At 41.8% G+C, this 26377-nt stretch carries 22 protein-coding genes; 13 read left to right on the top strand and 9 right to left on the bottom strand.

Translation table 11 applies throughout. The annotated features are described in order from the left end of the window. Positions 1-7: 7 nt before the first annotated feature. Together HXT39_RS06610 and HXT39_RS06605 are read left to right on the top strand one after the other, a co-directional pair. The gene (locus HXT39_RS06610) at positions 8-1426 is read left to right on the top strand and encodes a Mur ligase family protein (protein ID WP_004110124.1); all 1419 of its coding nucleotides are present in this window, start codon (positions 8-10) and stop codon (positions 1424-1426) included. A 5-nt stretch (positions 1427-1431) separates the two neighbouring features. Then, positions 1432-2226 carry a type 1 glutamine amidotransferase gene (locus HXT39_RS06605; protein WP_103013757.1) on the top strand — a complete coding sequence of 265 codons (795 nt, stop codon included), beginning with the start codon at positions 1432-1434 and terminating at the stop codon, positions 2224-2226. A gap of 126 nt (positions 2227-2352) precedes the next feature. On the opposite strand, the gene upp is transcribed toward HXT39_RS06605, so the two are convergent. From upp to HXT39_RS06570, 7 genes are all read right to left on the bottom strand, one after another. Then, positions 2353-2991, bottom strand: a complete 639-nt coding sequence (gene upp / locus HXT39_RS06600) for a uracil phosphoribosyltransferase (protein ID WP_004136544.1) — start codon at positions 2989-2991, stop codon at positions 2353-2355. Between the two features lie 318 nt (positions 2992-3309). Further along, on the bottom strand, positions 3310-3963 hold the full coding sequence (locus HXT39_RS06595) for a thymidine phosphorylase (RefSeq protein WP_076003122.1): 654 nt from the start codon (positions 3961-3963) through the stop codon (positions 3310-3312). Between the two features lie 46 nt (positions 3964-4009). Further along, entirely contained in the window at positions 4010-5188 is a 1179-nt protein-coding gene (locus HXT39_RS06590; RefSeq protein ID WP_199172866.1) for an NUDIX hydrolase, read from the bottom strand. Between the two features lie 429 nt (positions 5189-5617). Then, the gene (locus HXT39_RS06585; RefSeq protein ID WP_233186347.1) at positions 5618-6067 is read right to left on the bottom strand and encodes an RloB family protein; all 450 of its coding nucleotides are present in this window, start codon (positions 6065-6067) and stop codon (positions 5618-5620) included. After that, on the bottom strand, positions 6052-6339 hold the full coding sequence (locus tag HXT39_RS06580) for an RloB family protein (protein ID WP_233186330.1): 288 nt from the start codon (positions 6337-6339) through the stop codon (positions 6052-6054). The genes HXT39_RS06585 and HXT39_RS06580 overlap by 16 nt, the downstream gene beginning before the upstream one ends. Positions 6340-6394: 55 nt before the next feature. Next, a complete protein-coding gene (locus HXT39_RS06575) occupies positions 6395-7720 on the bottom strand; it encodes an AAA family ATPase (protein ID WP_103013759.1) in 1326 nt (441 codons plus the stop codon). A 483-nt stretch (positions 7721-8203) separates the two neighbouring features. Then, a complete protein-coding gene (locus HXT39_RS06570; protein WP_103013760.1) occupies positions 8204-8527 on the bottom strand; it encodes a helix-turn-helix domain-containing protein in 324 nt (107 codons plus the stop codon). 143 nt (positions 8528-8670) lie between these two features. Between HXT39_RS06570 and HXT39_RS06565 the strand changes: the two genes are divergently transcribed. Then, positions 8671-9906 (top strand): AIPR family protein, encoded by a 1236-nt coding sequence (locus tag HXT39_RS06565; protein WP_103013761.1) that lies wholly within the window; start codon positions 8671-8673, stop codon positions 9904-9906. Between the two features lie 1113 nt (positions 9907-11019). Here HXT39_RS06565 and HXT39_RS06560 read toward each other — a convergent pair. Beyond that, positions 11020-13257, bottom strand: coding sequence for an RNA degradosome polyphosphate kinase (locus HXT39_RS06560; protein WP_004110091.1), 2238 nt, complete (start codon positions 13255-13257; stop codon positions 11020-11022). Between the two features lie 662 nt (positions 13258-13919). Between HXT39_RS06560 and HXT39_RS06555 the strand changes: the two genes are divergently transcribed. The 3 genes from HXT39_RS06555 (at position 13920) to HXT39_RS06545 (ending at position 16711) form a co-directional block, all read left to right on the top strand. Next, the gene (locus HXT39_RS06555; RefSeq protein WP_012913721.1) at positions 13920-14651 is read left to right on the top strand and encodes an MIP/aquaporin family protein; all 732 of its coding nucleotides are present in this window, start codon (positions 13920-13922) and stop codon (positions 14649-14651) included. A 175-nt stretch (positions 14652-14826) separates the two neighbouring features. Further along, positions 14827-15876 (top strand): glutamyl-Q tRNA(Asp) synthetase, encoded by a 1050-nt coding sequence (locus HXT39_RS06550; protein WP_103013874.1) that lies wholly within the window; start codon positions 14827-14829, stop codon positions 15874-15876. A 34-nt stretch (positions 15877-15910) separates the two neighbouring features. Continuing rightward, complete coding sequence (locus HXT39_RS06545; protein ID WP_103013762.1) at positions 15911-16711, top strand: YggS family pyridoxal phosphate-dependent enzyme; 801 nt, start codon at positions 15911-15913, stop codon at positions 16709-16711. Between the two features lie 25 nt (positions 16712-16736). Here HXT39_RS06545 and HXT39_RS06540 read toward each other — a convergent pair whose 3' ends face one another. Further along, positions 16737-17552, bottom strand: a complete 816-nt coding sequence (locus tag HXT39_RS06540; RefSeq protein ID WP_102695081.1) for a fumarylacetoacetate hydrolase family protein — start codon at positions 17550-17552, stop codon at positions 16737-16739. A 295-nt stretch (positions 17553-17847) separates the two neighbouring features. On the opposite strand from HXT39_RS06540, the gene clpB reads away from it, so the two are divergent. The 7 genes from clpB (at position 17848) to HXT39_RS06505 (ending at position 26342) form a co-directional block, all read left to right on the top strand. Beyond that, positions 17848-20442: an ATP-dependent chaperone ClpB gene (gene clpB / locus HXT39_RS06535; RefSeq protein ID WP_103013763.1), complete on the top strand. Its 2595-nt coding sequence runs from the start codon at positions 17848-17850 to the stop codon at positions 20440-20442. A 294-nt stretch (positions 20443-20736) separates the two neighbouring features. Further along, positions 20737-20898 carry a hypothetical protein gene (locus HXT39_RS06530; protein ID WP_004136515.1) on the top strand — a complete coding sequence of 54 codons (162 nt, stop codon included), beginning with the start codon at positions 20737-20739 and terminating at the stop codon, positions 20896-20898. A 26-nt stretch (positions 20899-20924) separates the two neighbouring features. Then, on the top strand, positions 20925-21692 hold the full coding sequence (locus tag HXT39_RS06525) for an ABC transporter ATP-binding protein (protein WP_004136514.1): 768 nt from the start codon (positions 20925-20927) through the stop codon (positions 21690-21692). A gap of 533 nt (positions 21693-22225) precedes the next feature. Beyond that, on the top strand, positions 22226-23320 hold the full coding sequence (locus HXT39_RS06520) for a hypothetical protein (RefSeq protein ID WP_004136513.1): 1095 nt from the start codon (positions 22226-22228) through the stop codon (positions 23318-23320). Beyond that, the gene (locus HXT39_RS06515; protein WP_004136512.1) at positions 23310-24041 is read left to right on the top strand and encodes a hypothetical protein; all 732 of its coding nucleotides are present in this window, start codon (positions 23310-23312) and stop codon (positions 24039-24041) included. Before HXT39_RS06520 ends, HXT39_RS06515 begins: the two co-directional genes overlap by 11 nt. Positions 24042-24095: 54 nt before the next feature. Further along, positions 24096-25436: a DNA recombination protein RmuC gene (gene rmuC, locus HXT39_RS06510; RefSeq protein ID WP_004105862.1), complete on the top strand. Its 1341-nt coding sequence runs from the start codon at positions 24096-24098 to the stop codon at positions 25434-25436. Between the two features lie 57 nt (positions 25437-25493). Next, positions 25494-26342, top strand: coding sequence for a hypothetical protein (locus HXT39_RS06505; RefSeq protein WP_004136511.1), 849 nt, complete (start codon positions 25494-25496; stop codon positions 26340-26342). Positions 26343-26377: the final 35 nt, after the last annotated feature.

Below are 26377 nucleotides of genomic sequence, written 5' to 3'. Positions count from 1 at the left end.
ATTTAGTATGTCAAGCCGCGACCATGAATCGCATAAAAAGTTGCGTCAAAATTTGCATAAGCATTGGTACAGTTTTGCAATGCCTGCTGTTGGTAAACTTGTTTGCGCTCTTTCTAGGGTGCTACATCATGGCGGAAGCGCATTGCCGGGGAAAGTTATTGAGAGCCTTGATTCCGGCTTTCTAGCGCGTACTCTTGCATCATTGCCATACGGAATAGTTCTTATTTCCGGAACTAATGGCAAAACTACCACAACGCGTATGGTAACTTCTATGCTGCGTGACGCAGGGCTTAATGTATTTACTAATCCAACCGGTTCAAACTTTACTAGAGGAGTAGTGGCATCTCTTGCAAAAATAATGCCGGCTTTTGGCACAAAATTAAATGCGGATATTGCAGTTTTAGAGCTCGACGAAGCGTACGCAGTGCATTTTGTAAATCAAATCAAGCCTCGTTATTCTTTATTGCTAAATGTTATGCGAGATCAGCTCGATCGATTCGGCGAAATTGACACAACTGCAAAACTATTAAGCAATGTAGCTGCAGCAACTGAAGGAACGGTAGTGCTAAATCGCGAAGATTCACGTATTTGCGCGCTTGCAAAAGTTGTTCCTTCCGGGACTTGTGTGCGGTATTTTGGTTTGGATGACGCAGTAAAAAGCATGTTCCCAACGGATGATGATTTGCACAATACTGCTGAAAAAAGCGAAAATTGCAAAGATACTGCAGAAAGCAAGGCTAACAATCTTCCTAAAGCAGACGTTGTGCTTTCAAAAGTTGGAGACCATGAGGCCGAGTTTATACTTGATGGCAAGAGTAAAACCACATCTGTAAAACTCGACGGCGCTTACAACATTTTCAACGCTGCTGCAGCTGCAACAGTAGTTCGCGCTATATTAGCGGATGCTACAAAACAAAATTCTGCGCTGCAAAAATTCGACGACGACGCGCTTATGGAAGCGATTTCGCACGTAACTCCTGCTTTTGGTAGAGGAGAAGTAATTGAAGTTAATGGCGCTCCTGTTGAGCTTGTTTTAGTGAAGAATCCTATTGGTTTTAGACTTGCGATTGCTTCGGACCATCCACAAAATCACGATACCATGATTGCAATTTGTGACGAATACGCTGACGGTAGAGATATGAGCTGGCTGTGGGACGTTGATTTTGCAAGCTTTAGCGGCACTGGAGTTGCGTGTGTTTCGGGCACTCGCGCATGGGATATGGCTTTGCGGTTGCAATACGATAAGGTTGAGGCTCGCAATGTGAATACGGATTTGGAAGAAGATGCTAAAGCTTTTGTAAATGGCGATTTTAGTGGCAATACTAAAAATGCTAAGCGCATATATTGCACGTATACTGCTATGCTTCGCGTGCGCGCTGCTTTAGCACAACTTGCGGAAGTTAAAGACGTTGGAGTTGGGAAGTAATTGTCATGAATGGTTCCAGTGATATTAGTAAAGCAAATGCTACTTTTGAAGAAAATCGCGTGCTAGATATTGTGTCGTTGTACCCGAAAGACATGAATATTTACGGGGACTACGGGAATGTGCTTACAATTATGCGCCGAGCGGAATTGTATGGCTACGAGCCTGTGCTACGCGAGTACAATGTTGGCGATTTATGGCCAGAACACGTGGATATGATTCTTGGTGGCGGTGGTCAAGATCATGGTCAAAGTAGAGTCACTGAAGATTTATTTGCGCGAGCAGACGCGATTCGTGGGCTTGCAAAAGATGGCGTTCCAATGCTTATGATTTGTGGTCTTTACCAGCTTTTTGGAGAGTATTTTGAAACCGTTGATGGTCAAAAGCTTAAAGGAATTGGAATACTTGGCGAGCATACGGTTGGTCAAGATGTGCGCATGATTGGAAATCTTGTGGAACATAGCGACGATTTTGGCGATATTGTGGGCTACGAGAATCATTCTGGGCGCACAAGCTTGGAGGGTGATACTCATCCACTTGGCTCGGTTGATAGTGAAAATTGCGGTAATAATGGCAAGGATCACACGGAAGGAGCGCGCAAATACAATGTTATTGGAACGTATATGCACGGCTCAGTTTTGCCGAAAAATCCGCGTCTGGCTGACTTTTTAATCCGTACTGCTGCGCAAAATCGTTACGGCGAATTTTCGCCAAAGCAAACTGATGCTCAACGCGCGGAGCTTGCGAAACTAGACGAATTAGCAGAGCGCGCTCGCGAAGTGGCCGTAACTCGTCCTCGGTAAGAGATTTATCTGCGCTAAAATTTGTTAACGCTAAACACAAAAGCCTGCTGAACTTGCAAAGTGTTGCCAATCAGCAGGCTATTTTGTAGTTTTTGATTCTAGTTTTCGCTTGATTTGGTGAGTGTATTAATCAATCAAACCATACAAGCGGTCGCCAGCGTCGCCAAGACCTGGAACGATATAAGCTTTGTCGTTCAAATGCTCGTCAACAGCGCAAACAACAACCTTAAAATCGATGGAAGGATCAAGTTCCTTCTCCAAGCGCTCTAAGCCTTCTGGGGCTGCCAAAATGTTAATAGCAGTAACATCCTTAGCGCCGCGCTCAGCCAAATAATGCGTAGCGGCAATAAGAGTGCCACCAGTGGCAAGCATTGGGTCAAGAAGGAAGCATTGACGACCGGTCAAATCTTCTGGCAAACGGTTGGCATAAGTGACAATGTCGAGCGTCTGCTCGTCGCGCTTCATGCCAAGGAATCCAACCTCAGCGGTTGGAAGAAGGCGAGTCATGCCATCGAGCATGCCAAGACCAGCGCGCAAAACCGGCACAACCATTGGGCGTGGGCGGTTCAAATGCTTGCCAGTCATCTTGCAAATAGGAGTTTCAATCTCGCGATCGCTAACTTCCAAATTACGGGTTGCTTCGTATGCTTCGAGGGTTACCAATTCGGAAACCAACTCGCGGAAAATATTAGAAGGTGTATTCTTATCACGCAAAACGGTGAGCTTGTGGTCCACCAGCGGATGATGTAAAACATGAAGATCCATACCTTCTAGGGTAATGCAAGCATGGCATGTTAAGCTATCGGCGTGCCGTTATTTTTGCGCAAAATATAAACAAATGTGAGTAAAAATATATATTTTATCTAAAATTAGCTAGCAAAATCTAAAAACTAAAACTAAAACTAAAACTTAAAATTCAAGATTCAGAACAGAAACGATACTGACTTGCGAAAGCGCCTGTCGGCGCAAACGCCGCTCGCAGCGGCAAAAAATGGAGCCCGGGGCTTAAACACAAGCCAGCATCATTTTGAGTATACCTTGTTTTCTATTTTCACGCGCCGCACAATTTTAATCGCAAATAATTTATTCCAACTTTTCTGCGCGCCATAATTTCGCTCCATGAGCAAAAGATAACGAAAGTGCGTGCATATTTGCTGAGATATGCAAAACTTTTGCAATTTTCTGCGTGTGCATTGTATTTGCTTGTTTGTCTAACTTTTTTGCGTAAACTTGCATTCCGCGCGCAATAATCGAAGTAAAAGCTGAAGATCGGTAAAGCGCTACAGCAAAATCGCCTGTAAAAGCACCAGAAAGAATAGAATCTGCAAGTCGCGCAATATCTTCTCCTGTAGGAGCTTCGTCAATTCCTGTAATAGCGGATGCGCTTGTTGTTTCAGGTTCGCCAAGACTCCAGTACTCAGCGTAAGCTTCGCGCTGTTTTCGTAGCGACATTCGCAATAAATAAAGTCGCCACAACATTCCAGGAATAGACTCTGCTTCCGCATGGCTCCACAAATCTGCAATAACTTCAATGCCCTCATTTTCAACCAAATTCAGCACGCGCTCAACAATTTCCGGCGACTGCGTTTTATGAACGCGGTTAAGCAGAACGGCGGCGGAGGTGTGGCTAATTTCGTTTACAACCTGCGGATCCGTGCCGCCTTCAATCTGCGTGAGCATTGCAGGATCCATTTGTGCAGGTCGGCTTGGGCGGGCAGAGCCTGTAGGACTTGGCATAAAAGCAGATCTGCTTGAATGAATAGAACTCGATTGCGAATTTAAACTAGTAGACACTTGGAAGAACCTTTTCAATATCAATAATGCGAGCGCCTTTAGGAGTACTAATTATGTGCAAAACTATTGCGCTTCCTGTAGGCATATATGGAGATTTTTGACTGAGTATGCGCTTGTGTGCTCGAGGCTTTGTTATTTCGCGCAAATAATCAAAGAAAGTGCCAATAACCGGTCGGTGCAAGCATATGACGGTTGCGTTGTTAGTTGTGCTTGCATTGCTAGTTTCGCTTGTATTTTGTGTGTGGCACTCAAGATTTTGTATTTCGTTTATAAGCACAGACAATGTAGATTTTGGTTGTTTCTCGTGATGGTCTTCAGTAAGTTCCGCAACCTGTTCTATTTGAAGTGAAGAGTCGTGTGCAAAAGCCGCAACCGTTTCAACGCAACGCTTCCAAGGTGACGATATGATTTTATTCGGCGCGTAGCAGGCAAGCTCGCGTCCTAGAGCGTATGATGCGGCTGCTCCAAGAGGTGTGATTGGTCGAGTCGCTTCGCTTCCTTGCCAAGTTTTTCGAGACTCAGCTTTTCCGTGACGCACCAAAAGCAGCGTGCTATATTCTGCTTGACCTGCGTGGAGCTTTTCTAAGAAAGCATCCAGCACTTCGCGGTCGCTATCGTGCGTAAGTTTTTTGCGCGCTTGAGAAGGAGTGAGCCATAAAACATTGCTAATTTCAGTAGGCTTGGCTGGCTTAATTGGTCCGAAAGCAGGGAGACGCTTTGCTGCAGTTGGCTTGTCGATTAAGCGCATCATCCAGTAATGGATTCGCTTTATTACTTCCGGCTGGGAATTGCGATTTTGGCTGCTATTTGATGAGCTGTTCTTGGAAGATTTTTTGCCTTCGCGCTCAAGCGGATACTCTATTTTGGCAATGTGTGGACCTAGCGTGACTGAATATCCTGTTTCTTCTCCAACTTCGCGCACGGCTGTGTGGCGATGTGATTCGTTTGGCTCGTTTTTGCCCTTTGGCCAGCTCCAATCGTCATATTTAGGACGGTAGACTAGGCAAAGTTCAAAATCGTCGTCGCTGGGCTTTATTGCATCGCTAGGCTTTATTGCATTGCTTCCTGTTTTTGCATCTTCGCCTGCGTTTGAGTTGTTTGTAATATTGCGCTTGCGATAGATTATTCCGCCAGCTGCTTCAACGTATTGCGTCGTTACTGCACTCATATTCACTATTTTAGCGTTTTTCTTTCGCAAATTTTAGTTATGCTTGGTTATTTATTGCAATTCGATTATTTGTCCATTTGGTTAGAGTCAATTTAGTTGCTGATTTTTGTATATTTGCGCTGCTTACGTTTATCATGGCCATGACTGTGATAAAAGTGTTGTGACTGTCATTTTCTCGTCCATAACAGTGATTTTCGTATATATGACTGTCATTTTTTCGATTTTGAACATGATTTACTATATTTTGACAGTGATCTTACATATTTTGACCGAGATGTGTCGACTTATGACTGTCATTTTAACTTCCGTGACTGTGATAATTTACTCCATAGACGTGATGACTCATCAATATTGCGCCATCATCTCACCCACATCTAGATTATTGCTGTTAATAACAGTAATGAAGACATATGTAGTTACATCATTAATTCACAATTTTTCTGACAAATCTACTCCTGATACACGCTTGCATTCATTTAATATTGTTTCTACTATTTCTGGAACATCTGTCCAAGGAGCGTAGTTTGACTTTTGAGTTACTGAAGGGTGATTTTTGCGAGTTTCTCTCTGTTCGGTTTGCATATGCTGCTTTGCGTTTTTAAAAGCATTCTTATAGTTTCCAGTTAATTTTTCTAATTGGATATGCTTATTTTTATTCCCAGTAGTGTTGTGCAGTAGTCCAAGTTCTTTTGCTTCTTTTTGGCAATCTCGCGTTTCTGTGCAAGAAAGAGGGCAGCTTTTTATATGGTCAATAAGCCATACTTCGAAGCAAGGGTTGGAAATTACTAATTTTATCTTCCCACAAGTTGAATCCGACTTAGATTGAGCTTGTTGAATTTTTTCTCCAAATTCATCAACGTCTGTTACAACCCATACCAGTGTAAACGGATCGTAGTTTTCTTTTTTGCTTCTTTGCAGTCTAATTTCTCAAGTTTAATTGCATAATTCATTAAAGTGAGTGGGTCTACGCCCTCTTTTTCTATGTTAATTGATTTATGAATATCCCATGATGCAGCACAATATTTACTTACTTCTGATTTTATATAGCTAAAATACTCAAACTCTGTAACTACACCGCCACAAACAATGAGGAATCTTTTATTTCGTTTCGACTGTTTCTTCGAACGGCCGTGTGATGGAACATGAACCATAGCCCGCTCCTCATGAATACTAGTGTTTTATATCGTTTTGAATACTGGTAGTGTTTTAGCTTCTGTTAGTATTTGTAAGTATTTCCGCAAAAACATCATATAGAGACGGTTGTGGTGCTGAAGCGTATATGTTGTGTTGATAGTTTTTACCAAAGTTTACATTGCGGTTTTCCCATTCCGTAAGTGGATGTAGTGAAGATTCGCCTAATGTGTTTTTCTCTATAAACCAAATTTGATCTCTGTCGAGAATAGTTTTGTCGGTTCCAGAATTACTAATAAGACTTAAATCGTGAGTAGTAAAAATTAATTGCGATTGGTTAGGATTCGTTTCTGGATTACTGTAAAGCTTGAGTATTTCAGACACGAATTGCATGCTTAGACTTGTGTCGATTTCATCGATTAGAAGTATGGAATGTTTTGATAATGCATCTATAACGAAAGCAAATAGCAATAATGCTGTTTTAGTTCCTAAAGATTCAAAATCCTCAGGAAGCTGGCAATCTTTTTGACCAGAATGTGTAAACATTAAACGTGAAACACTAAATTTTTGCAATTTTTCAGTGTTTTCAGAAGTGTTATCTGTAAGTTTATTGTTATCTCCGTCAAGTTCATTAAGAAGATTTGCGAGTCTCGCTAGTTTTTCTGATTGTTTAGCATCTAGCTGTTCGGATTGGACTGTTACACCTTTTAATCCTAAATCTGCATATTTTAGCAACTTGCTAATGTTGGATGCAAAATCTGGATTTTCTTGTAAAACTGTTATCAAATTATTGGAATACTTATCAAAGTCAACTGTTCTGCATTGCTGTGTAGAAGTTATTTCTTCGTATGCAGCTTGCAATGCTTGTACTCCTGATGCTGCAGCTGCAGATAGAAATAATGCGTTGTCTCTTGTAATTTTTTCTACAGTTTTTCCTATGGTTTTTAGATTTGAGCCAAATCGCATTGGCTTGCCATGCTCTCGTTCAAACAGCACAGTTTTTCTGTTTGTTGTAGAGCGGAAAAGCCATAGTACCTCTTCAATAATGTAGTTATTATTGAAGGTGAACCAATATTTATACCTGTTTTTATCTCTTGCAATAAATTCTATAAAGAACGTTGAAGGTTTATTTTCAGACTCTTTATTCAAAAGAAAAGGAAGTGCATTTATTTTTGAATTTGAGTTGCCGCTTTTGAAGCTTCCTTCCACAAAATTTTTTAAGAATGCTATACATTTTAGCAGATTTGTTTTCCCTGAGGCATTTCCTCCGTAAATGGCTGCAAGAGTTGATACATCTGGATGGGGCCACGAACTGTTTTTTGCATGTACGGTTCTTTGCATGCTGAATTGTTGCGATTGACGAAAACTTAGCGCGTTTTCTACGCTAAAATTAAGCAACATAGTTGCCTCCAGTGTCCAGTTTGCTGTTTGTTTACAAGTAGCATCAAAATTTTTCTGATTATTATCTACTATCTACAGCGATATTCCTTAATATAATAATATCCTAAAATATCATATTTACAATCTACAAACAGTTTTTTGCATGAAATCTACATAAAAGCAGTTGAAAATTTAAAGAATAGGATTGTTGTTCGTATGTGTGTGGTAGGTAACTTATACTAAAACGTAAGCGACGTTAAATTCTCAAACTTCCCAAAACTGGCAAATAATGCTAGGTAGGTTGTACATTGTCAAAATAGTTGCTGAGAATATTAGTTAGATATTGCAGGAGCTGGTGCCCGAGATAATCAGGTGATTATGGCTCCAACTTCCATATTCTCCGAAAAGATAGGCAATAAAGTTATTGGTCATTGCATAAATATCACTGCGTATTATATTAAGCTAAATAATAATTTCTTATTTTAATCTTGATTGGACAACTTATTATTTTTTTGATTTGCCTGGATCTATAATTGCTTCAGCTACTTCTTTAAATAAATCCCGTGCGTCAACTTGAAGAGCTGTTGCCAATTTAAATAATGTTAAAATCGATGGAAGATTTTTTCCATTTTCGATGTTTGCCAGGCTTTTTACACTTATCCAATCAGGATCTAAACCTACATGATCCGCATAGACAAATTTTTCTCTAGTTTTAGCTATATCGGTAAGTTCAAGCCTATGCTGTTTGATTATTGCGCCTATTCGCTTTATTGCATTTGATTCTTCTATGCTTTTTATGTTTTGTTTTTTTGTTTTTCTTATTGTCATAAAGATATTTTACATCAAAAAAGAACCTTGGTTCCTTTTTAATAAAATTTTGTATGATAATCTTATAAATATCTTCACCAAAAGGTGCTAGATGTATGGTTACAAACTGTAATTGTGCTTTAAGCTACTCAAAGGAGTGCAAAATGATAAAAGAATTTAAATTTGAAGCTGTGCGAACGCTTACGTCACCTGTAGATAAAGAGAAAGATGACGATGGCAACAAAGTTAAATACTATATTGTATGGGTTAATTTGCGCGATTTGCCAGAAGGAATGCCTACGGATGTAAATCCTCGTGAAGTAAATATGAAAACAGCTACAGCTAAAAAGCTCAAGGCTGCGGTTTCTAATTCGGATCCGTATTTTGACATGCATAACAGGGGAATGGTAATTCTTGCCAACCGTGTCAAAACTGATCCATCTAAATCAACAATTGAAATTGATTTTGGTGATAATTCTTCTCTTTATGGTGTTTTGGATGGTGGGCATACTTATAAAGCCATTATTGAAAATCGAAAAGAAATCCCTGAAGGAATGGATAAGTTTGTTAAAATCGAAATCTTTGTAGGTAAAAATATTGATGTAGCAAAATTATCTGATGCGCGTAACACATCTGTTCAAGTTAGCGATATTGCATTATTTAATCTTGAAAATAGGTTTGGATTTATTAAAGAAGCCTTGGAATCTAAAGGTGAAACCTATCGTAACGAAATTGCATATAAAGACAATGAGGATAAGCGTATACCAATTTCTGATTTACTTAGATTAATGTATGCATTTAATATTGATTTGTTCAAAGACGATACGAATGCTCCTATTGCTTCATATTCTGGGAAGGCTATAGTTTTTAAGAATTATAGTGAAGAATATAATAAATATGAGTCGTCAAATCCTGATGATGTAAATGATTCTAAAGAAAAAAATATTTATTATCTTCTTGCTCAAGAATTGCCAGTTTTAGTTAGGTTGTTTGAGCTTATTCAAAAAGATATGGGCCAAAAGTATAAAGGGTATAAAATTGACAACAATCAAAAGAGTGCGTTTGGCAAAATTCGTGGTGTAAAAACTACGGATAAAGCAAAAACGTCTTATCATTGCGAAGACATTAAATATGATATTCCATCTGGGTATATTATGCCTATTTTTGGAGCTTTTCGAGCGTTGTTGAAGAGGACCAAGGACGGCTCTCTCAAATGGGCTTATGCGCCGGAAGTGATATGGGAAAGGGTTGGTAAAACTTTAGTTCAAAATACTCTTGATACAGACACAAACCCAAATAATATTGGCAAACTTAAGATTGTTTGGCAATCAAATTATCGTATCGTTGAAAATGAAAAGAACAAGATGTTGATTGCGGAATTAGAATCCAATAATCATTAAATTTAGTAAATTAATAATTATCATTAGATTACGTACGACTACAAATGCCTGAGAAAAATACGGCATTTGTAGTCGTTTCTGTGTTGTGCAGAAACGTTTGCAGGTGATTTTTCTGGTGTTTGTGTGTTGTAGTCCAAAAAGCGTATAAGAAATCATGCTTTGCATATTGCAATACACGTGTGTCGCATTAATCGAATCTATTTTCTGTACATTAGCCAACTCGGACAAAAGTGTGTAAAAAATAAGCCCATAACCCTTATGGGAGTAGTGCTCATAGTATATCGAATGTAGGTTATTTCCTTAGGAGCTGTGGCGTTCGTATCAAAATATTTAATAGCGATTCATGTTGAGTGTTACTAGCTCAGTTAGTTAGATGAGTTTTTGATTGTGTTGAGGCTATGAGTATTACTACCTCGGTTGGTTGACTTAGTTTTAGGGTAAGCGGTAAAAAGTGTGTCTAAAAATCCGAGTTATCGTTGAAATACCAAGGAAAATTCTCTGTAACTAAGCTAAAAAACTTAACATTTAGTATTCCTTGACATTTTCGTAGACACGTGATCGCGCATATCAGGCATCTGCAACCGACTTAAATGTACTGTATTTCCCGAACTAACGTCATCTGTGTGTATATATATATTCTTATGCGCTAAGGATTACTAAATTTTATAACATAGTTAACTAGTGGATTGGGGTATATGTTTTATTATTACTTCAAACATCAAAAAAGTATATAACGCACTCACTTACTGCAAGAAAGCTATATTTCTCTCAAGACGCTCTAACTAACAGATACATTTTGCTGCTTATCGGTATTTGGAGCATGACCCTAGATATTGCAGGAGCTGATGCCCGAGATAATCAGGTGATTACAGCCTCAGCTTCCAATCCTTAAGAAGATAGGAATAGAACTGCTATATAGTATGTAAACAATATTATAAACGCTCAATTTTCACATAAATTATCCTAAAACTGGCAAATGGTGCTGTAGAAATTTCGGCTATTGCCGGGAATACTTGAGATTTAGCCAGATTATAAAGGGTTAATAAACACAACAAGAGCCAGAAACATGTTACTGAATCTGGCTCTTGCTTATTGTTTATTAGTTATTTGCGATTAGTTCGCACCGCGAGGCTTACGCGTGTGAGTATGAATCAAGTAAGCCTGGCTGTCAACGAGCGGACGACCTTCCTTATCACGAGAATGCAAGGTATACGTGCCGTCGCCATCCATCCACCACGAAACAGTTGAATCAGCCATTTGCAAATCAATATACTGAATTAATGCTTCAACTTGATCAGGCGCAGTAATGCGAACTAGGGTTTCAACTCGACGATCAAGATTGCGGTGCATCAAATCTGCAGAGCCAATCCACACTTCTGGACCACTTGCAGGACCGTCACCAATCTGCGGGCCACAAGAATTAGCGAACGCGTAAATACGGCTGTGCTCAAGGAATCGACCAAGAATAGAACGAACGCGAATATTCTCACTCAATCCCTCAATGCCAGGCTTCAGTGAGCAAATTCCACGCTCAACAATATCAATCTTCACGCCAGCTTGAGAAGCACGGTATAAAGCGTCAATAGTTTGCTCATCAACTACGGAATTGACCTTAATCTTAATCCACGCTTCCTTGCCAGCAAGAGCTGCGGCTTCCTCGCGGCGAATACGCTGAATAATGCCAGTGCGAACGGTTCGTGGAGCTACAAGTAAGCGATGGAAGCTTGACTTTGGAGCATAACCGGAAAGCTGGTTAAACAAGCGAGTCAAATCCTGTCCGACTACAGGATCGCAAGTAAGCAACCCCAAATCAGTGTAAAGGCGAGCAGTCTTAGGATTGTAATTACCTGTGCCAACGTGGCAGTAGCGACGCAACCCTTCTGCTTCTTGGCGTACCACGAGTGAAAGCTTGCAGTGAGTCTTCAAACCAACAATGCCGTACACAACGTGAACGCCTGCGCGCTCAAGCTTACGAGCCCAAGCAATATTTGCGTCCTCGTCAAATCGTGCCTTAATCTCAACCAGCGCAAGTACCTGTTTGCCAGCGTGAGCTGCGTCAACAAGAGCGTCAATAATTGGCGAATTGCTAGACGTTCGATACAAAGTTTGCTTAATTGCAAGCACTTTTGGATCTGCAGCAGCCTGCGCGAGGAATGCCTGTACAGAAGTAGAGAACGAATCGTAAGGATGATGCAACAAAATGTCATGCTCGCGAATAGAAGCGAAAATATCTTGAGCGTGGCTAGTTTCAACTTCCGCAATCTGACGGTTCGTAGTAGGAATAAACGGACGATACTTCAAATCTGGGCGGTCAAGCGCCTGCAATTCAAACAATACCGTCATATCAAGCGGCGAAGGCAAGCGATAGACTTCCTCAGGGCTTACGCGAAGTTGATTTGCAAGAAGCTGAGAAAGGAATGGGCTGGCCTCGTTAGAAATTTCCAAACGAATTGGCGGCCCAAAGCGGCGGCGAAGAAGTTCCTTCTCCATAGCGTTAAGCAAGTTTTCTGCATCGTCTTCCTCAACGTCAATATCTTCGTTACGCGTAACGCGGAAAGAGCGAGCTTCCTTAATAATCATTCCTGGGAAAAGTGATTCCAAGTGTGCTGCAATCAGCTTTTCCATAGTGATGAAGCCGTAGCGCTCTTCGCGACCTTCTTCGTCTGTTAAATCGTCAACTGGTACAAGGCGATTCAAATTATCTGGAATTTTTACGCGCGCAAAATGCGACTTTCCAGAATTTGGATTTTCGACGATAACAGCCAAGTTAATAGACTTGCCGGAAATGTATGGGAATGGGTGAGCAGGATCCACTGCAAGAGGCGTAAGAACAGGGAATACTTGCTTTTTGTAGTAATCAGACAAACGTGCTTTTTCTGATTCTGTAAGCTTATCCCAGCTGAGCAACACAATGCGCTGTTTGGCAAGCTCAGGAAGAATGTGCTCAATAACATAGTGAGCGTGCTCATCTTGACGGCGGTGAGTTACTTCACTAATAGCGCGCAATTGCTGACGAGGGCTTAAGCCGGATGCTGCAGTTACTGCTATTCCAGAATCTATTCTGCGCTTTAATCCTGCAACTCGAACCATAAAGAATTCGTCGAGATTTGACGCAAAGATAGCAGCAAAATTAGCGCGTTCAAGAAGTGGCAAATCTGTATTCTGAGCCAACTCGAGCACGCGACGATTGAACTTCAACCAGCTTAATTCTCGGTCGAAGAAACGATCTTTTGGCAACGGTAGCTCACCCTCACGAGCTTCACGCTTTTCTGCCTTTTCATCTTCGGCGATGTGTTCGGCAATTTGACCGCGCAGTATCGCCTTTGAGGGAGCGTCAAAAATTTGTACCATATTCTGTAATTGTATGCGTTGCAAGGGAAGTGCGCGACTGAGTGTCGATTTTATTGCTTGCTTTGCGCTCTAAAAATATCTTGCGACACGCCGGAGTGTGTCTCATGCGAACGTAATTTAACATGATAACCTTTGCATGTTCACAAAATGCCGCAAGAGTTGCGATTTTTCGTGTGCAATTGAACAGTAGTGACAATATGTTAACAAAGGCTAATTTGCTCTTTACTATTAGGCAAAAAACGATGATAATAATAATTACAAAAACAAAAAAGAGATAGCGGTAACCCACAAAAGTGTATGGATATGAAATCCGTGGACGTTGGACGGGATATTTAAGACTTTAACCGTTGCAACGAGGATGTTGTGAAGATGAAACCGCAGATATTGTTTTTGTAGATAAGAGGCTCGCCAAGGTGGCGGGCCTCTTTTGGTGTGAGGGCGATTTTACTATTTACGCAGACTGTCGCGCGTATAAGGGAAACTATCAAAGAATAAATGTTGGAATTCATTTTCTTAGCTTCTTTGAAAATGAGAATATATTGTGTTCCATGCTGTGCTAATCGCAATTGCGAGTTGTTGGACGATTGTTAAGCGACGAGTCGTTATTTATACGCGTGATTACGTGTGTGGAGTTTGAAACAAGTAAGAAGGATCGAAGGACCATGCAACATTCGTTTATGGCAATGTTGGCTGCAGAATTTATTGGCACTGCTATTCTCATGATTTTCGGAAACGGTGCTGTGGCAAACGTTGAATTAAAAAATACTAAAGGACACCATGCTGGCTGGCTAAATATTGCTATGGGCTACGGTTTTGGCGTGATGTTCCCAGTGCTCATGTTTGGCGGAATCTCAGGTGCGCATATCAATCCTGCTATGACAATTGCGCAAGCTGTAAACGGCATGTTCCCGTGGGCTAACGTTGCGCCTTATATTGTAGCTCAGCTTTTAGGCGCGCTGGTTGGTCAGCTTATTGTGTACGTAACTTATTTGCCGCATTACAACGAAACTGAGGAGTCAGAAGCAATTCTTGGCACTTTCTGCACTACGGATGCGTATAACAACAAAATTAACTACTTCCTTAACGAGTTCTTCGGCACGCTTGTGCTTGTTTTAGCTGCACTTTGCTGCCTTACTTCTCCTTGGGGTGAGAAGAATTTGGCTGGCGCTTCAATCGTCGTTGGCTTCGTTGTTTGGGGCTTGGTGACTTCTATGGGTGGTCCAACTGGTCCTGCTTTGAATCCTGCTCGTGATCTTATGCCGCGTTTGCTTCACGCAATTTTGCCAATTCCGCACAAGGGATCTTCTCGCTGGGGTGAAGCGTGGATTCCAGTTATTGCTCCTATTGCCGGCGCAATCTTGGGTGTGGTTATGTATAAGTCGTTATTTGCATAAAACATTTGCTTTTAACTGTGATTGATTGCGGTTTATTGCGATTGTAAGAAGCGCGTAATGCTAGTATGAATGCGTTACGCGCTTTTTATTTTGCAAGCTTATGCTTTGCAAGCTTGTGCTTATTAAGAAAAATATTGGAAAAGATTTTAAGAAAGATTTTAAGAAAGACGAAATCATGTTTTCGAAGTCAACTATTGCAATTGGTCGTTTTGCGCCGACTCCTTCCGGGCGTATGCATATTGGAAACATGGTAGCAATGTTGGCTGCGTGGCTTTCTGCAAAATCGCAGGGTGGCCACATGCTTTTGCGTTTGGAAGATCTTGATATTGCGCGAATGCCGAAAGATGCTAGCGCGCGAGTTATTGATGATTTGAAGTGGGCTGGTCTTGATTGGGTTGGTGAGCCTACTTATCAGCATGAGCGCACTGAAATCTACCAAGAAGCTCTTGAATTTCTAGAATCTTTGCAAGATGCTGACGGAAATTCGTTAATCTACCCTTGTTTTTGCTCGCGTTCCGATATTCGCGCAATCGCAGCTCCGCAAGAAGGCGACGGTTTTATACGCTACCCGGGTACGTGCAGAAATCTTCGCAAAACTGCGCAAGGTTTGGCGCAAATCGAAAGGCGTTTGCAAAATAATCAGCAACATTCTTTAAGACTTGCTGTTCCCTCGGCTGATTCGCCGCAAGCAAATGTGAGTTTTGAAGACGCAATTTTTGGGCAGCAATCTTTTAATATTGACCGCGATTTGGGAGATATGGTGATTCGCCGCGCGGATAGCGTTTTTTCTTATCAGCTTGCGGTTGTTGTTGACGATGTTTTGAGCGGAGTAAATGATATTGTGCGCGGCCGCGATTTGCTTCGTTCGGCAGCGCTTCAAATTTGGATTGGCGAGTTGCTTGAAAAATCGGGATTTTTTGCGGCTTATGGCGTGCACTATGTGCGTCCGCAATTTGCGCATTTACCGCTGATTGATAACGCACAAGGCGAGCGACTTGCAAAAAGTAAGCACTCGCTAGACGTCGGTGCTCTTCGTGAATCTGGCTGGAGTGCCGAGCGCATGATTGGCTATTGCATGTATCTTTTGGGATACAAAAAGCCTGGTCAAAATCAGCCTGTAGATATGAGTGCCGACGATGCGCTTGCGTTATTTAAAAGCCTTGACACGCCGTGGGGTTCTGTTCGCGCAAACCTAGCCGACAAATCCGTGCCCTTCCTCGACTAAACTATGTATTTAGATTGATAGATTGGGGCAATAAATGGCATATATGGCGCAAAAAGATTTAGCGAATACTGAGGTTGATTGTGTTCGTGCGCGTCAAATTGCCGACGGCGTGCACAGCGTGCAAGACGCCATTGCTCAAGCCGAATCGCATTATGGTCGCCAAGCTGAGTCGGTTACGCTACTTGCCGCAACTAAAACGCGAGATGTTGGCGAAATTATGGCAGCGCTTAAAGCTGGGGTGAGAGTAATTGGGGAAAATCGCCCACAAGAAATCGTTGCAAAAGCCGAAATTTTACGCGCGGAAGCTGCTAGAGAAGGTTTAAGCGTTGGTGTAAACGGCGAAATTCCGCTCTACTTAATCGGTCAACTGCAAAGCAATAAAATAAACAAAGTTTTACCACTTGCAAATGGTATTCAGTCGGTTGACGGCATTGAACTTGCGCAAAAGATATCTGCTCGCGCGCAAAATTTGGGACTTTGTGTAGACGTTATGTTGGAAGTGAACGTTTCGGGAGAAGCTACGAAATCGGGGTGCGCGCCAGAACGCGCGATTGACGAAGCGTTCGCTATATCTAGTCTTCCGGCACTTAATTTGCACGGATTTATGACGCTTGGAGCGCGCGTGGATGATGAAACAATAGTGAGAAGCGGTTTCGCAAAATTGCGAGAAATTAGAGATTGTGTGAGTGAACAACTCGCGCAAGATTATGATGGAAGCTCTGTAAAATTAGAGCTTTCGATGGGAATGTCCGGCGATTTTGCGTGGGCGATTGCCGAAGGTTCAACAATGGTTAGGATCGGTTCGGCAATCTTTGGCCCACGCGCATTTGTGTAGTTTTAAGTCAAATCGATGATTTTAGTTACGCATGCACAATCACATTGCGCAGCGAACCAATACCATCTACGTGTACAATCGCTTCGTCACCAGCTCGCAAAGTTCCAGCTGGGTACGGAGTTCCTGTCAAAATCACATCTCCCGGAAGAAGCGTTGAGAAGCTTGAAATCGCAGCAATTTGCTCAGGAATACTGTGAATAAGTCGAGCTGTAGTGCCATCGGCTTCTGGCACATTTTCACCATTAAGCGTAAACGAAATATGTGCATCGCGCCAATTTAGCTCGGTTGTAATCCAAGGTCCAAGCGGGCAAGAAGTGTCGAAGCCCTTTGCGCGCGTCCACATTGGGTCGCTTCCTGCGCAATCTCGCAAAGTTACGTCGTTTACGCACGTAAAACCAAAAACGTAATTCATTGCGGTATCTGCCGTTACGTTTTTGGCGATTTTGCCCATAACAACTGCCACTTCTGGCTCAAAATTCATATCGTTTGAGCAAGCAGGAATCACAATCGGATCGTCTGGACCAATTACAGAAGTGCTTGGCTTTGTAAAGATCACCATGTCTGCAGCAGTATGCGAAGAAGCTGCAGAAGAAGTAGCGCGCTCGTCATCGGAACGAGTATCGTAATTTTTTGCCAATCCGTACACTTTTGACGGAATTACAGGCACAAGCAAGCGCACGCCATCGGCGTCTAACGCGTAACGTTTACCAGTTGGCTTAACTCCTTGTGGACTTAAAGGATGACCTTCAAGCGCTACTAAATAATCTTTACCGTCGGTTTCGTCTTTTTGAACGAAAGCGTATTGCGGAACTTCATTATATGAAAAACGTGCAATTCTCATGTTTTTAAGATTACGACATATTTACTACTTAATTAAATTATCTGCGTAAATTATTTGCGATTGAAAGTTCTTGAAAACAAAACTTGAGTCTAGTACACTCAAGTTTTAGGAATAAAGTTATAGGAAAATCTGTTATACGTATCAGATACATGAAAGTGAAAGCTCGTTAGAACTCGAAAGTATTGTCAAAAAGCTTGAAGTTGCAACGAAAGTTGCAATAAAAATTGCAATAAAAGTTGCAGCGATTTGACTTAACTGAAATGGTTTCTACAGCTTTCGTGGAAATGAGGTAGATATGGAACAAAAGTTTACAACCTTAGCGCAAGACGCATTAAGTGATGCTGTGCAAAGTGCAGCGGCTGCTGGCAATGCGCAAGTTGACACTTTGCATTTGGCGGATGCTTTACTTCGCCAAGAGCAGGGCGTCGTTCGCGCGCTTATTGCTCAGGCGGGGGCGGATGCGCAACAAATCGGTGCTGAAATTCGTAATGCATTAGTGGCATTGCCTTCATCTACTGGTTCAACTACAACTAAGCCAGATGCAAGTCGTCAGCTTTTGGCTGCGCTAAGCCAGGCAGAAAAAGAGATGCGCGCAATGGGAGACGAATACGTTTCTACGGAGCACATGCTTATTGGCATGGTTGCTAGCGAACCAAACGCTGTTGCGGATATTTTCAAAAAGCACAACGTTTCCGCAGACGCGTTGCGAAAAGCTGTGCCAACTGTACGCGGAGGCGCAAAAGTTACAAGCCCAGACGCGGAAGGCAACTACAAAGCGCTCGAAAAGTATTCAGTTGATATGACAGCGCGCGCTCGCGAGGGAAAGCTTGACCCTGTGATTGGGCGCGACCAGGAGATTCGTCGCGTAATTCAGATTCTTTCTCGCCGCACGAAGAACAATCCTGTGCTGATTGGCGAGCCGGGCGTTGGAAAAACGGCAGTTGTAGAAGGATTAGCTCAGCGAATCGTTGCAGGGGATGTGCCTACGACTTTGCAAAACAAGCGTCTTATCAGTCTTGACTTGGCTTCGATGGTTGCAGGTTCGAAGTATCGCGGCGAGTTTGAGGAACGCTTAAAAGCAGTGTTGAAGGAAATTCAACAATCAGACGGTCAAATTATTACGTTTATTGACGAAATTCACACTGTTGTTGGCGCGGGATCTGCAGAAGGTTCAATGGATGCTGGCAATATGCTTAAGCCAATGCTTGCGCGCGGTGAGCTGCGCTTGGTTGGCGCGACTACGCTTAACGAGTATCGTGAGCATATTGAAAAGGATTCTGCGCTTGAACGCAGATTCCAGCAAGTGTTTGTTGGCGAGCCGTCTGTTGAAGATACTGTGACGATTTTGCGCGGACTTAAGCAACGTTACGAAGCACACCACAAGGTGACGATTAGTGACGATGCAATCGTAGCTGCAGCAACGCTTTCAAACCGCTATATTACCGGTCGTCAGCTTCCAGATAAGGCGATTGATTTGGTGGATGAAGCGGCAGCTCACTTGCGTATGGAGCTTGATTCTCAGCCAGAAGAAATCGACGAATTGCAGCGCAAAGTTACGCGTCTTGAAATGGAGGAAATGCAATTAAAGAAAGCGGAAGATGCTGCTGCTAAAGAACGCTTAGAAAAGTTGCAAGAAGAATTAGCTAACTCGCGCGAAAAGCTTGCTGGATTGAAAGCGCGTTGGGATGCGGAAAAGGCTGGTCACAACAAGGTTGGTGATTTGCGAGCGCAACTCGATGCTAAGCGCGTAGAAGCCGACAAATTCACGCGTGAAGGCAACTTGGAGCAAGCAAGCCGTATTTTGTATGGCGAAATCCCAAGCATTCAAAAAGCTTTGGAAGAAGCAGAGTCCGAGGCTGCTAACGCTAAGAGTGAAGCGAAAGAGCCGATGGTTCCAGACCAGGTTGACGCTGATTCTATTGCAGGAGTCGTTAGCGAATGGACGGGCATTCCTGTTGGTCGCTTGATGCAAGGCGAAAATGAGAAGCTCCTAAACATGGAAAAGGAGCTTTCTAAGCGTGTGGTTGGTCAAAGCGAAGCAATTCAGGCTATAGCGGATGCTGTGCGCAGAAGCCGTGCTGGAATTGCAGACCCGAATCGCCCGACTGGTTCGTTCCTATTCTTGGGTCCTACTGGCGTTGGCAAGACGGAGCTTGCTAAGGCTCTTGCTGACTTTTTGTTTGACGACGAGCGTGCAATGGTTCGCATTGATATGAGCGAGTACATGGAAAAGGCTTCCGTTTCGCGTCTAATCGGTGCTGCTCCTGGTTACATTGGCTATGAGGAAGGCGGCCAGCTTACTGAAGCTGTGCGTAGGCGTCCGTATTCTGTAGTGCTTTTTGACGAAGTTGAGAAGGCACATCCGGAAGTATTCGACGTTTTGTTGCAGGTTTTGGATGATGGTCGTTTGACTGACGGTCAGGGTAGAACGGTTGATTTTACGAATACGATTTTGATTATGACGTCAAACTTGGGTTCGCAATTCCTTGTGCAAGAAGGCTTGGACGATGCTGCTAAACGTAAAGCTGTTATGAACGCTGTTCACGCTGAGTTTGAGCCAGAGTTCATCAACCGTTTGGATGAACTTGTTATGTTCCATCCGCTTACTCGTGAAGAGCTTGGTGGAATTGTGGATATTCAAGTTCGTCAAGTGGCTGCGCGCTTGAGCGACCGCCGCATTAGCTTGGATGTGAGTGACTCTGCTCGCACTTGGCTTGCGGAGCATGGCTACGATCCAGTTTATGGTGCTCGTCCGTTACGCAGATTGGTTCAAACAGAAATTGGCGACCAGCTTGCGCGATTGTTGCTTTCTGGAAAGGTGCATGATGGCGCTCGCGTAGTTGCAGATTGTGAGAATACTAGCGACCATGTGACCCTAAAGATTGCGTAGTGCCTGCATTCTTTAATGTAGTCAAATAATGTAGTCAAATAAAACAAAGCGTGCTGTTTGTTGGATTATTCCCCAGTAGACAGCACGCTATTTTTTTATCTAAATAAAAAATATTTGTAGAATGAACTTGAAATAAAAAGGTGGAATTCCCCCTTAATTTTTCGAGTTATTGCTGATAATTGGCATTATCGAATATGCGTATCTTTTAAAATTTTAATTGGTTTTTGTAAAAATCTATTTTTTTTATATTGAATTATTATAAAATGCGTGTATGTATTCAAGGCTGAATACGTTATGAAGCAGATTGAAAATGGAGATACGAATATGTTCGCAAAGGAAGGATTTGCAATAGTTGCGCGTTCTACTATTGCTTATGCTATGCCAATGTCAGCTTATGCTCAGATGAGTGGTTCTGTAGTTGGAATAGACAGAGAAAATATACGAAGTTGTAGGTAAGTAGTCTAGTTATTAAGTGGTGAGATATGCAAGAATCATATACGTGCTCAGATGTGCAACTTGTTAATGTGAATTTTTCGTATGGGAAAAAACAAATTTTGCATAATCTTTCTATAGATTTATCTTTTGGCATATGTGGTCTTTTGGGGCCAAATGGTGCTGGGAAAACTACTCTGCTTAACGTTATAGCGACGATTTATGCTCCCTCTAGTGGGAAACTTTTTGTTCATGGCTTTGACGTAACTGATCGTGCGGAAAGGGCTAAAGCTCGGTCAAATATTGGTTATTTGCCACAATCATTTGAACTTATGAATGCATCGAGTGTGTTAAAAAATGTTCAATATGCCGCATGGGCGCGAGGTCTATCGTGGAGTGCTGCGTATCAAGCTGCTTGGAATGCTCTCAAACAGGTTGGCTTGGAAAAACAAGCACATCGCATAGTTGCAAAAATATCAGGAGGTCAGCGTCAGCGTGCTGGTATTGCTTGTGTGATTGCTAGTCAGCCTGCAGTACTAATACTTGATGAGCCTACTGTTGGTTTAGATCCTGAGCAGCGTATTGATATTCGTAATTTTCTTAAGTCTTATTCGCAAAAGCATACTGTTATTGTCAGTACACATTTAGTAGAAGATTTAGCAGTAATTGCGGATCGGGTTATAGTTCTTAATGAAGGAATTATATTGCTTGATGGGAAAATGGATAATCTTCTTCAATATGCTAATCGTGAAGATCTTATGGTAACTCCATGGGAATCAGGGTATAGGCATTTGCTATCTAAATTTCATAAAAATTAGTAGTAGCAGTAACTAGATATGTATAGTTTCTTATTTCGTTAATGTGGTAGCAAGTAGGGATGTGATTAAATATGCGTCAATATTCTAACTTTTTAACTGAATTCAGATTTTTTACGAAAAGTCATAAGAAGTGCACAATTATTTCACGTATTATGTACCCATTATCTCTAATAAGCAGTTGTATTTTTAGCTTATTTTTGATTGCATATCCTATTTTTTTGGGTGTGGCAAATTTTTTAGCGCATAATAATAATTATGCGCTTTGGTTAAGAATTGATGTCACGTGGATGCATTGTTTGTCTGATATTGTTGCTTGCATTTTTGGCGCATGGTGTTCATGTAAAGCTTGCTCGCCTAGATGTTTGGTTAATTCTGCGTGGTGTGCAGGAAAATCAGCCAGTCGTTACGCTATTCCTATACTAAAAGGCGCTATACTGTGCAGTTTGTTATATTGCGTAAGTATATTGCCAACAGTAATTCAGAGTGATGTAAATATTACAAATTTTCCGTATTTTCCACTATTATGTGGAGGCGTGACGCCAAGTGCATTTTTTGCAATTGGTTTTGCTTTAGGAGTAATTATTGGCAATCGTTGGGCAATTGTATTCTCAGCTTTATTATCTTTTGCAATAATTTGGTGCTGTATTTATGGTGTCATTATAATGCATAATGGCACCATACCTCAGGGAGATATTTTTCCTAGATATTGGGGTAGTAGTTTATATGCAATACTTCCAGTGTCGGATGCTGGTATTGGTGCTGAGCCTGGTTTGCGTATGAACCCATGGTTGGTGACTTTGCGCATATTCTTTGTGTGTGTTGTTATCGTTTCATGCATTCTTTGTTGCGCGCATATTAGATATTTTTGGCAAAAGGGATCTTATTGGTGCATAAAAGCAATAAGTATTTCTTTAATTATGCCAATAGTATGTGCTTGTTGTATAGCTATGTGGGGTCCAAAACCTTGGATTCGCTCTGGACCTTTTGTGCCTCAGTGTACGACGTTTAAAGATACTGCTTTTTCTGTTTGTGTACATCCTGAAGAAGCTTATATTCGTAAACTTCGTGCTGTTAAACATTTGAAAACTGTTGCTTCTTGGTTTCCTAAGAATCAGAGAGATTCGCAAGGCAAAGGAATTGTGCTTGTGCTTGGAAATGCGTTTACTCCAACAAATACTGAAAAATCTTGGAATCTTACTAATAGTGGTTTAATAAAGTTACGTAATCTTAAAGCTACTGTTATTCAACAACAAACAGATACATTTGTTAGGCGTTCTGAGAAATATGGTGATATGACTGGTATCGCTCAAGAAGTGTTACAAAGATTTGTGCCTGCAAAATGTGCATCAAGTGCTATGAAAGAAGTATATGTAAAAAAGAATCTTGATTCAAACGCTTCTGTTACAGCATTTTTGCTTGCTCAGCTTCCTTCTCGTATAAGTAATGATGTGTATGGGTCATATGGATTTATTACAGGTGAAGCAAACGATAAAGTGGCTATGAGTATTAATAATGCTGATGATGCTAAGCTGAAACAATTTGTAAAAAATCATGTTAAAGAACTTAATCAATGTCTCATAACTCCACAACAAGTCTTATCGGAACTTGGTGATAAGCATGAAAAATAATTTTCGCGCTTGGCTTGAAGGTAGGCATTATATTGTTGCAATCGTTGCAATTTTATTGTCCGTAGTCCTTCCCTCTTTAATGCTTGTTATATTCAGATCATTTGTAACGCAGTTGCCAGTTTATGTTGGTTATATTTGTTTGCCGGATTCTGCTAATGTGCATAATGCGGTAGAAGGTATAACGTTTCAATGTCAATCTGGTAGTAGTGTTGTTAATTTTGTTGTTCCTCTGTATGAAGTTATTGTAGTTGGGTTTATTGCCGCGGCATTCGTTTGTCTTGCTCCGATTATGGTATCGTGGGAACGTTTCGTGATGAAAAGGTTGCGAATATATGCATTGAGTGCTGCTTTATTGTGTTTGTTTGTTTCATTTGGCGCTTCAGTGTTAATTGTTCGTATAATTGATTTGCAGTTATTGAGTACATTGCAGATGATTTTAGGTAATGCTTGGATTGATATTGTGCTCATAATGATTGGATTAGCCTGTTTTGGAAGGTTTTACGGCCTTGCATTTGGTGTCTTTTTAGCGGTGATGAATATTGCCACACAAGGTTTGCAAAGTAAAATTGGATTGATTTTGCGATGGTATCCTTCTGGAACTTTGCCTGTAATTCCTGGACAATCCATATTGTTATACGTCATTGTTGTTCTTACTGTAATTGCAGTTTGCCTATGGAGCGGCACGTGTGGACGTGGATTGCTTTATTTTGAACGTGCTTAAAAGACGTGTTTAATTATATTTCAAAAGTCAACTCAATAGTGTTTAATAGAACGTATGTTCGATAATATTGTGATGTTTGTTTTAATGGTGGTTGCTGTTGTAATAACCGCCATTGTTGTGCTGGCTATTGTTAAGCACAACTCTGGAACGCAAGGCGCTAATGGCGTAAACCAGCGCGAATTTAACGAATTGCGCTCGCAGTATGAACAAGCGCGCGCTCAAGCTCAAGAAAATGGCAATCAGGCTATACGCTATCGCACGCAAGCAGAGCAGCTTGCTGAGCGATTAAAGTTTGTTGAAGCAGAACTTGCTAAGGCGCAGCAGGCAGAGCAATTGCGAGTGAATCGCGAAGAACAATTGCGCGCAGAGCGAGAAGAACGCGAACGGTTAAATCGTGAAAAAACTTTGAAAGAGCAAGGTAAAGTTTTGGAAGCGCTTGCTCCAGTAAAAGACAATCTCGAAGCATTGAAGAATAAAGTTTCGCAGATTGAAGAAGGGCGTAAGCAAGAAATGGGTGTGCTAAGCACTCAGCTTAAAGGCCTAAGTGAGCAGCAAACAAGGCTTGACCGCGAAACAAGTTCGCTTTCTGCAGCATTGCGAAATAATAAGGTTCGCGGAGCTTGGGGCGAGGCTCAACTAAAGAATATTGTTGAATCTGCAGGCTTGCTTGAGCATGTTGATTTTGATACGCAGGTTGTTGTAACTGGAGTAAATGGCGAACAGCAGAGGCCAGATATGGTTGTGCATCTGCCAGGAGGCAAAACAATTCCAGTTGATGCAAAAGTTCCGTATGCGGATTATCAGCGCGCTTGCGAAATCCCAGATAACGCAAGTGACGAAGAATTAGCTAGAAGGAGCGAGCTTCTAAAAGCGCATGCTAAGGCTTTGCGAGAGCATGTTAGAGTATTAGGGGCTAAAGCGTATTGGCAGGCTTTTGAAACAGCACCAGATTTTGTAGTTGCATTTATTCCAAACGAAGCATTGCTTCAGGCGGCTCTTGAAGCGGATCCAACGCTTATGGATGATGCTTTTGCGCAAAAAGTAGCACTCACTTCACCAGTTACTTTGTGGGCCGTGCTTAAGTCTGTTGCGTACGCATGGCAGCAGCAAAGTCTTACAGATGATGCAAAAGAACTTTTCGATTTATCTCGAGAATTATATGATCGCTTTGCGGTTCTTGGGGAAAATGCTTCAAAACTTGGCGTATCTTTGGCAAGAACAGTTGCAGCTTACAATAAGTTTGCTTCTTCGCTTGAGTCGCGAGTGTTGGTAACAGCGCGTAAACTTCAGAAGTTAGATCAAAGTAAAGTTATTGCTTCAATAGATCTTATAGATTCCGATAAAGCTGATGTTAAAGAGCTGAGCGCTCCGGAAGTATCAGTAGAAGATCGTTAAGCATAAAAACATTAAAGCATCAAAAATTGAAGAACTCTAACGCTAAGGAGTGCAAAAATGGCAGAATTACAAGAGGAACGCGCTGAGCTTAAACGCATGCTTTGTGCAGATATGATTGCGAAACCATTTAGTGAACTGTTTTCTGTTACATTTGCTCAGCGTGGCTCTAAGCTGGTTGGAGATGTTCTTTTTGACGCAATTGAGAAAGCTGGGTATTCGTTAGAACGCGATGTTGACGCTGTTGGCGCGTTAACTGCTGCTGCGGTGCCGATGGTTTTTGCGCTTATTCATGCTGCAGAACGTAAAGGAATTGCACTCGACGGCTTTGTTATGGATTTTGTTTTTCCTGCAACAAAAGGCCCGTCAGTTAAAGGCAAGCGAGTGCTGTTGCTTGACTCTTGGCTTTCTGAAAAATCGTATGTTCAAACTTCTTCGCTTGTGACTTTACGACACGGAAATGAATTAAGTCTTGATTTTGGCATTGTTCATCAGCAAGGCGCGCAAATTCTTGCTATAGTTGCATTAATTGGTGGTGTTGACGCCGACGAACAAGGCACAAGGCATCTTCAATTAGTAAATCCAATAAGTGAGGAGAGTACTAAAATGGCATTTGTTCAAGCTTTCGATGAAGAAGAATTACGTGCAGATGCAGATCACGACGATTGCTGCAACGACAATTGCTGTGGCGGTCATTGCGAGGTTAAATGCACTGGCGATTGTAAGCATGACGGCTGCACTGAGCCATGCTGTGAAGATAACTGCTGTGGCGGTCATTGCAAGGTAGAGTGCACTGGTGATTGTGCTCATGATGGTTGCACTGAGCCTTGCTGCGAGGATAACTGCTGTGGTGGCCATTGCAAGTCAAGTTGCACAGGTGATTGCGCAACTGACGGCTGCCAAGACTAGCTGCAATACTAAGCAAAAGTATTAAACGGAGCAAA

Origin of the sequence: Gardnerella sp. DNF01159 (assembly GCF_049244215.1) — a bacterium.
GTDB classification, from domain to species: Bacteria; Actinomycetota; Actinomycetes; order Actinomycetales; family Bifidobacteriaceae; genus Bifidobacterium; species Bifidobacterium swidsinskii.
The sequence above is the reverse complement of the archived record's forward strand: the minus strand, read 5'-3'. Positions and strand labels throughout refer to the sequence as shown.

Excerpts from the sequence above, each read along its gene's own strand:
- HXT39_RS06575 (WP_103013759.1), bottom strand. The coding sequence starts at position 7,720 with ATGTTGCTTAATTTTAGCGTAGAAAACGCGCTAAGTTTTCGTCAATCG.
- HXT39_RS06560 (WP_004110091.1), bottom strand. The coding sequence starts at position 13,257 with ATGGTACAAATTTTTGACGCTCCCTCAAAGGCGATACTGCGCGGTCAA.
- HXT39_RS06605 (WP_103013757.1), top strand. The coding sequence starts at position 1,432 with ATGAATGGTTCCAGTGATATTAGTAAAGCAAATGCTACTTTTGAAGAA.
- HXT39_RS06525 (WP_004136514.1), top strand. The coding sequence starts at position 20,925 with ATGCAAGAATCATATACGTGCTCAGATGTGCAACTTGTTAATGTGAAT.
- HXT39_RS06530 (WP_004136515.1), top strand. The coding sequence starts at position 20,737 with ATGAAGCAGATTGAAAATGGAGATACGAATATGTTCGCAAAGGAAGGA.
- HXT39_RS06550 (WP_103013874.1), top strand. The coding sequence starts at position 14,827 with ATGTTTTCGAAGTCAACTATTGCAATTGGTCGTTTTGCGCCGACTCCT.
- HXT39_RS06545 (WP_103013762.1), top strand. The coding sequence starts at position 15,911 with ATGGCATATATGGCGCAAAAAGATTTAGCGAATACTGAGGTTGATTGT.
- HXT39_RS06610 (WP_004110124.1), top strand. The coding sequence starts at position 8 with ATGTCAAGCCGCGACCATGAATCGCATAAAAAGTTGCGTCAAAATTTG.
- upp (WP_004136544.1), bottom strand. The coding sequence starts at position 2,991 with ATGGATCTTCATGTTTTACATCATCCGCTGGTGGACCACAAGCTCACC.
- HXT39_RS06570 (WP_103013760.1), bottom strand. The coding sequence starts at position 8,527 with ATGACAATAAGAAAAACAAAAAAACAAAACATAAAAAGCATAGAAGAA.
- HXT39_RS06515 (WP_004136512.1), top strand. The coding sequence starts at position 23,310 with ATGAAAAATAATTTTCGCGCTTGGCTTGAAGGTAGGCATTATATTGTT.
- HXT39_RS06505 (WP_004136511.1), top strand. The coding sequence starts at position 25,494 with ATGGCAGAATTACAAGAGGAACGCGCTGAGCTTAAACGCATGCTTTGT.
- HXT39_RS06590 (WP_199172866.1), bottom strand. The coding sequence starts at position 5,188 with ATGAGTGCAGTAACGACGCAATACGTTGAAGCAGCTGGCGGAATAATC.
- rmuC (WP_004105862.1), top strand. The coding sequence starts at position 24,096 with ATGTTCGATAATATTGTGATGTTTGTTTTAATGGTGGTTGCTGTTGTA.
- HXT39_RS06580 (WP_233186330.1), bottom strand. The coding sequence starts at position 6,339 with ATGGTTCATGTTCCATCACACGGCCGTTCGAAGAAACAGTCGAAACGA.
- HXT39_RS06555 (WP_012913721.1), top strand. The coding sequence starts at position 13,920 with ATGCAACATTCGTTTATGGCAATGTTGGCTGCAGAATTTATTGGCACT.
- HXT39_RS06540 (WP_102695081.1), bottom strand. The coding sequence starts at position 17,552 with ATGAGAATTGCACGTTTTTCATATAATGAAGTTCCGCAATACGCTTTC.
- HXT39_RS06595 (WP_076003122.1), bottom strand. The coding sequence starts at position 3,963 with ATGCCAAGTCCTACAGGCTCTGCCCGCCCAAGCCGACCTGCACAAATG.
- clpB (WP_103013763.1), top strand. The coding sequence starts at position 17,848 with ATGGAACAAAAGTTTACAACCTTAGCGCAAGACGCATTAAGTGATGCT.
- HXT39_RS06565 (WP_103013761.1), top strand. The coding sequence starts at position 8,671 with ATGATAAAAGAATTTAAATTTGAAGCTGTGCGAACGCTTACGTCACCT.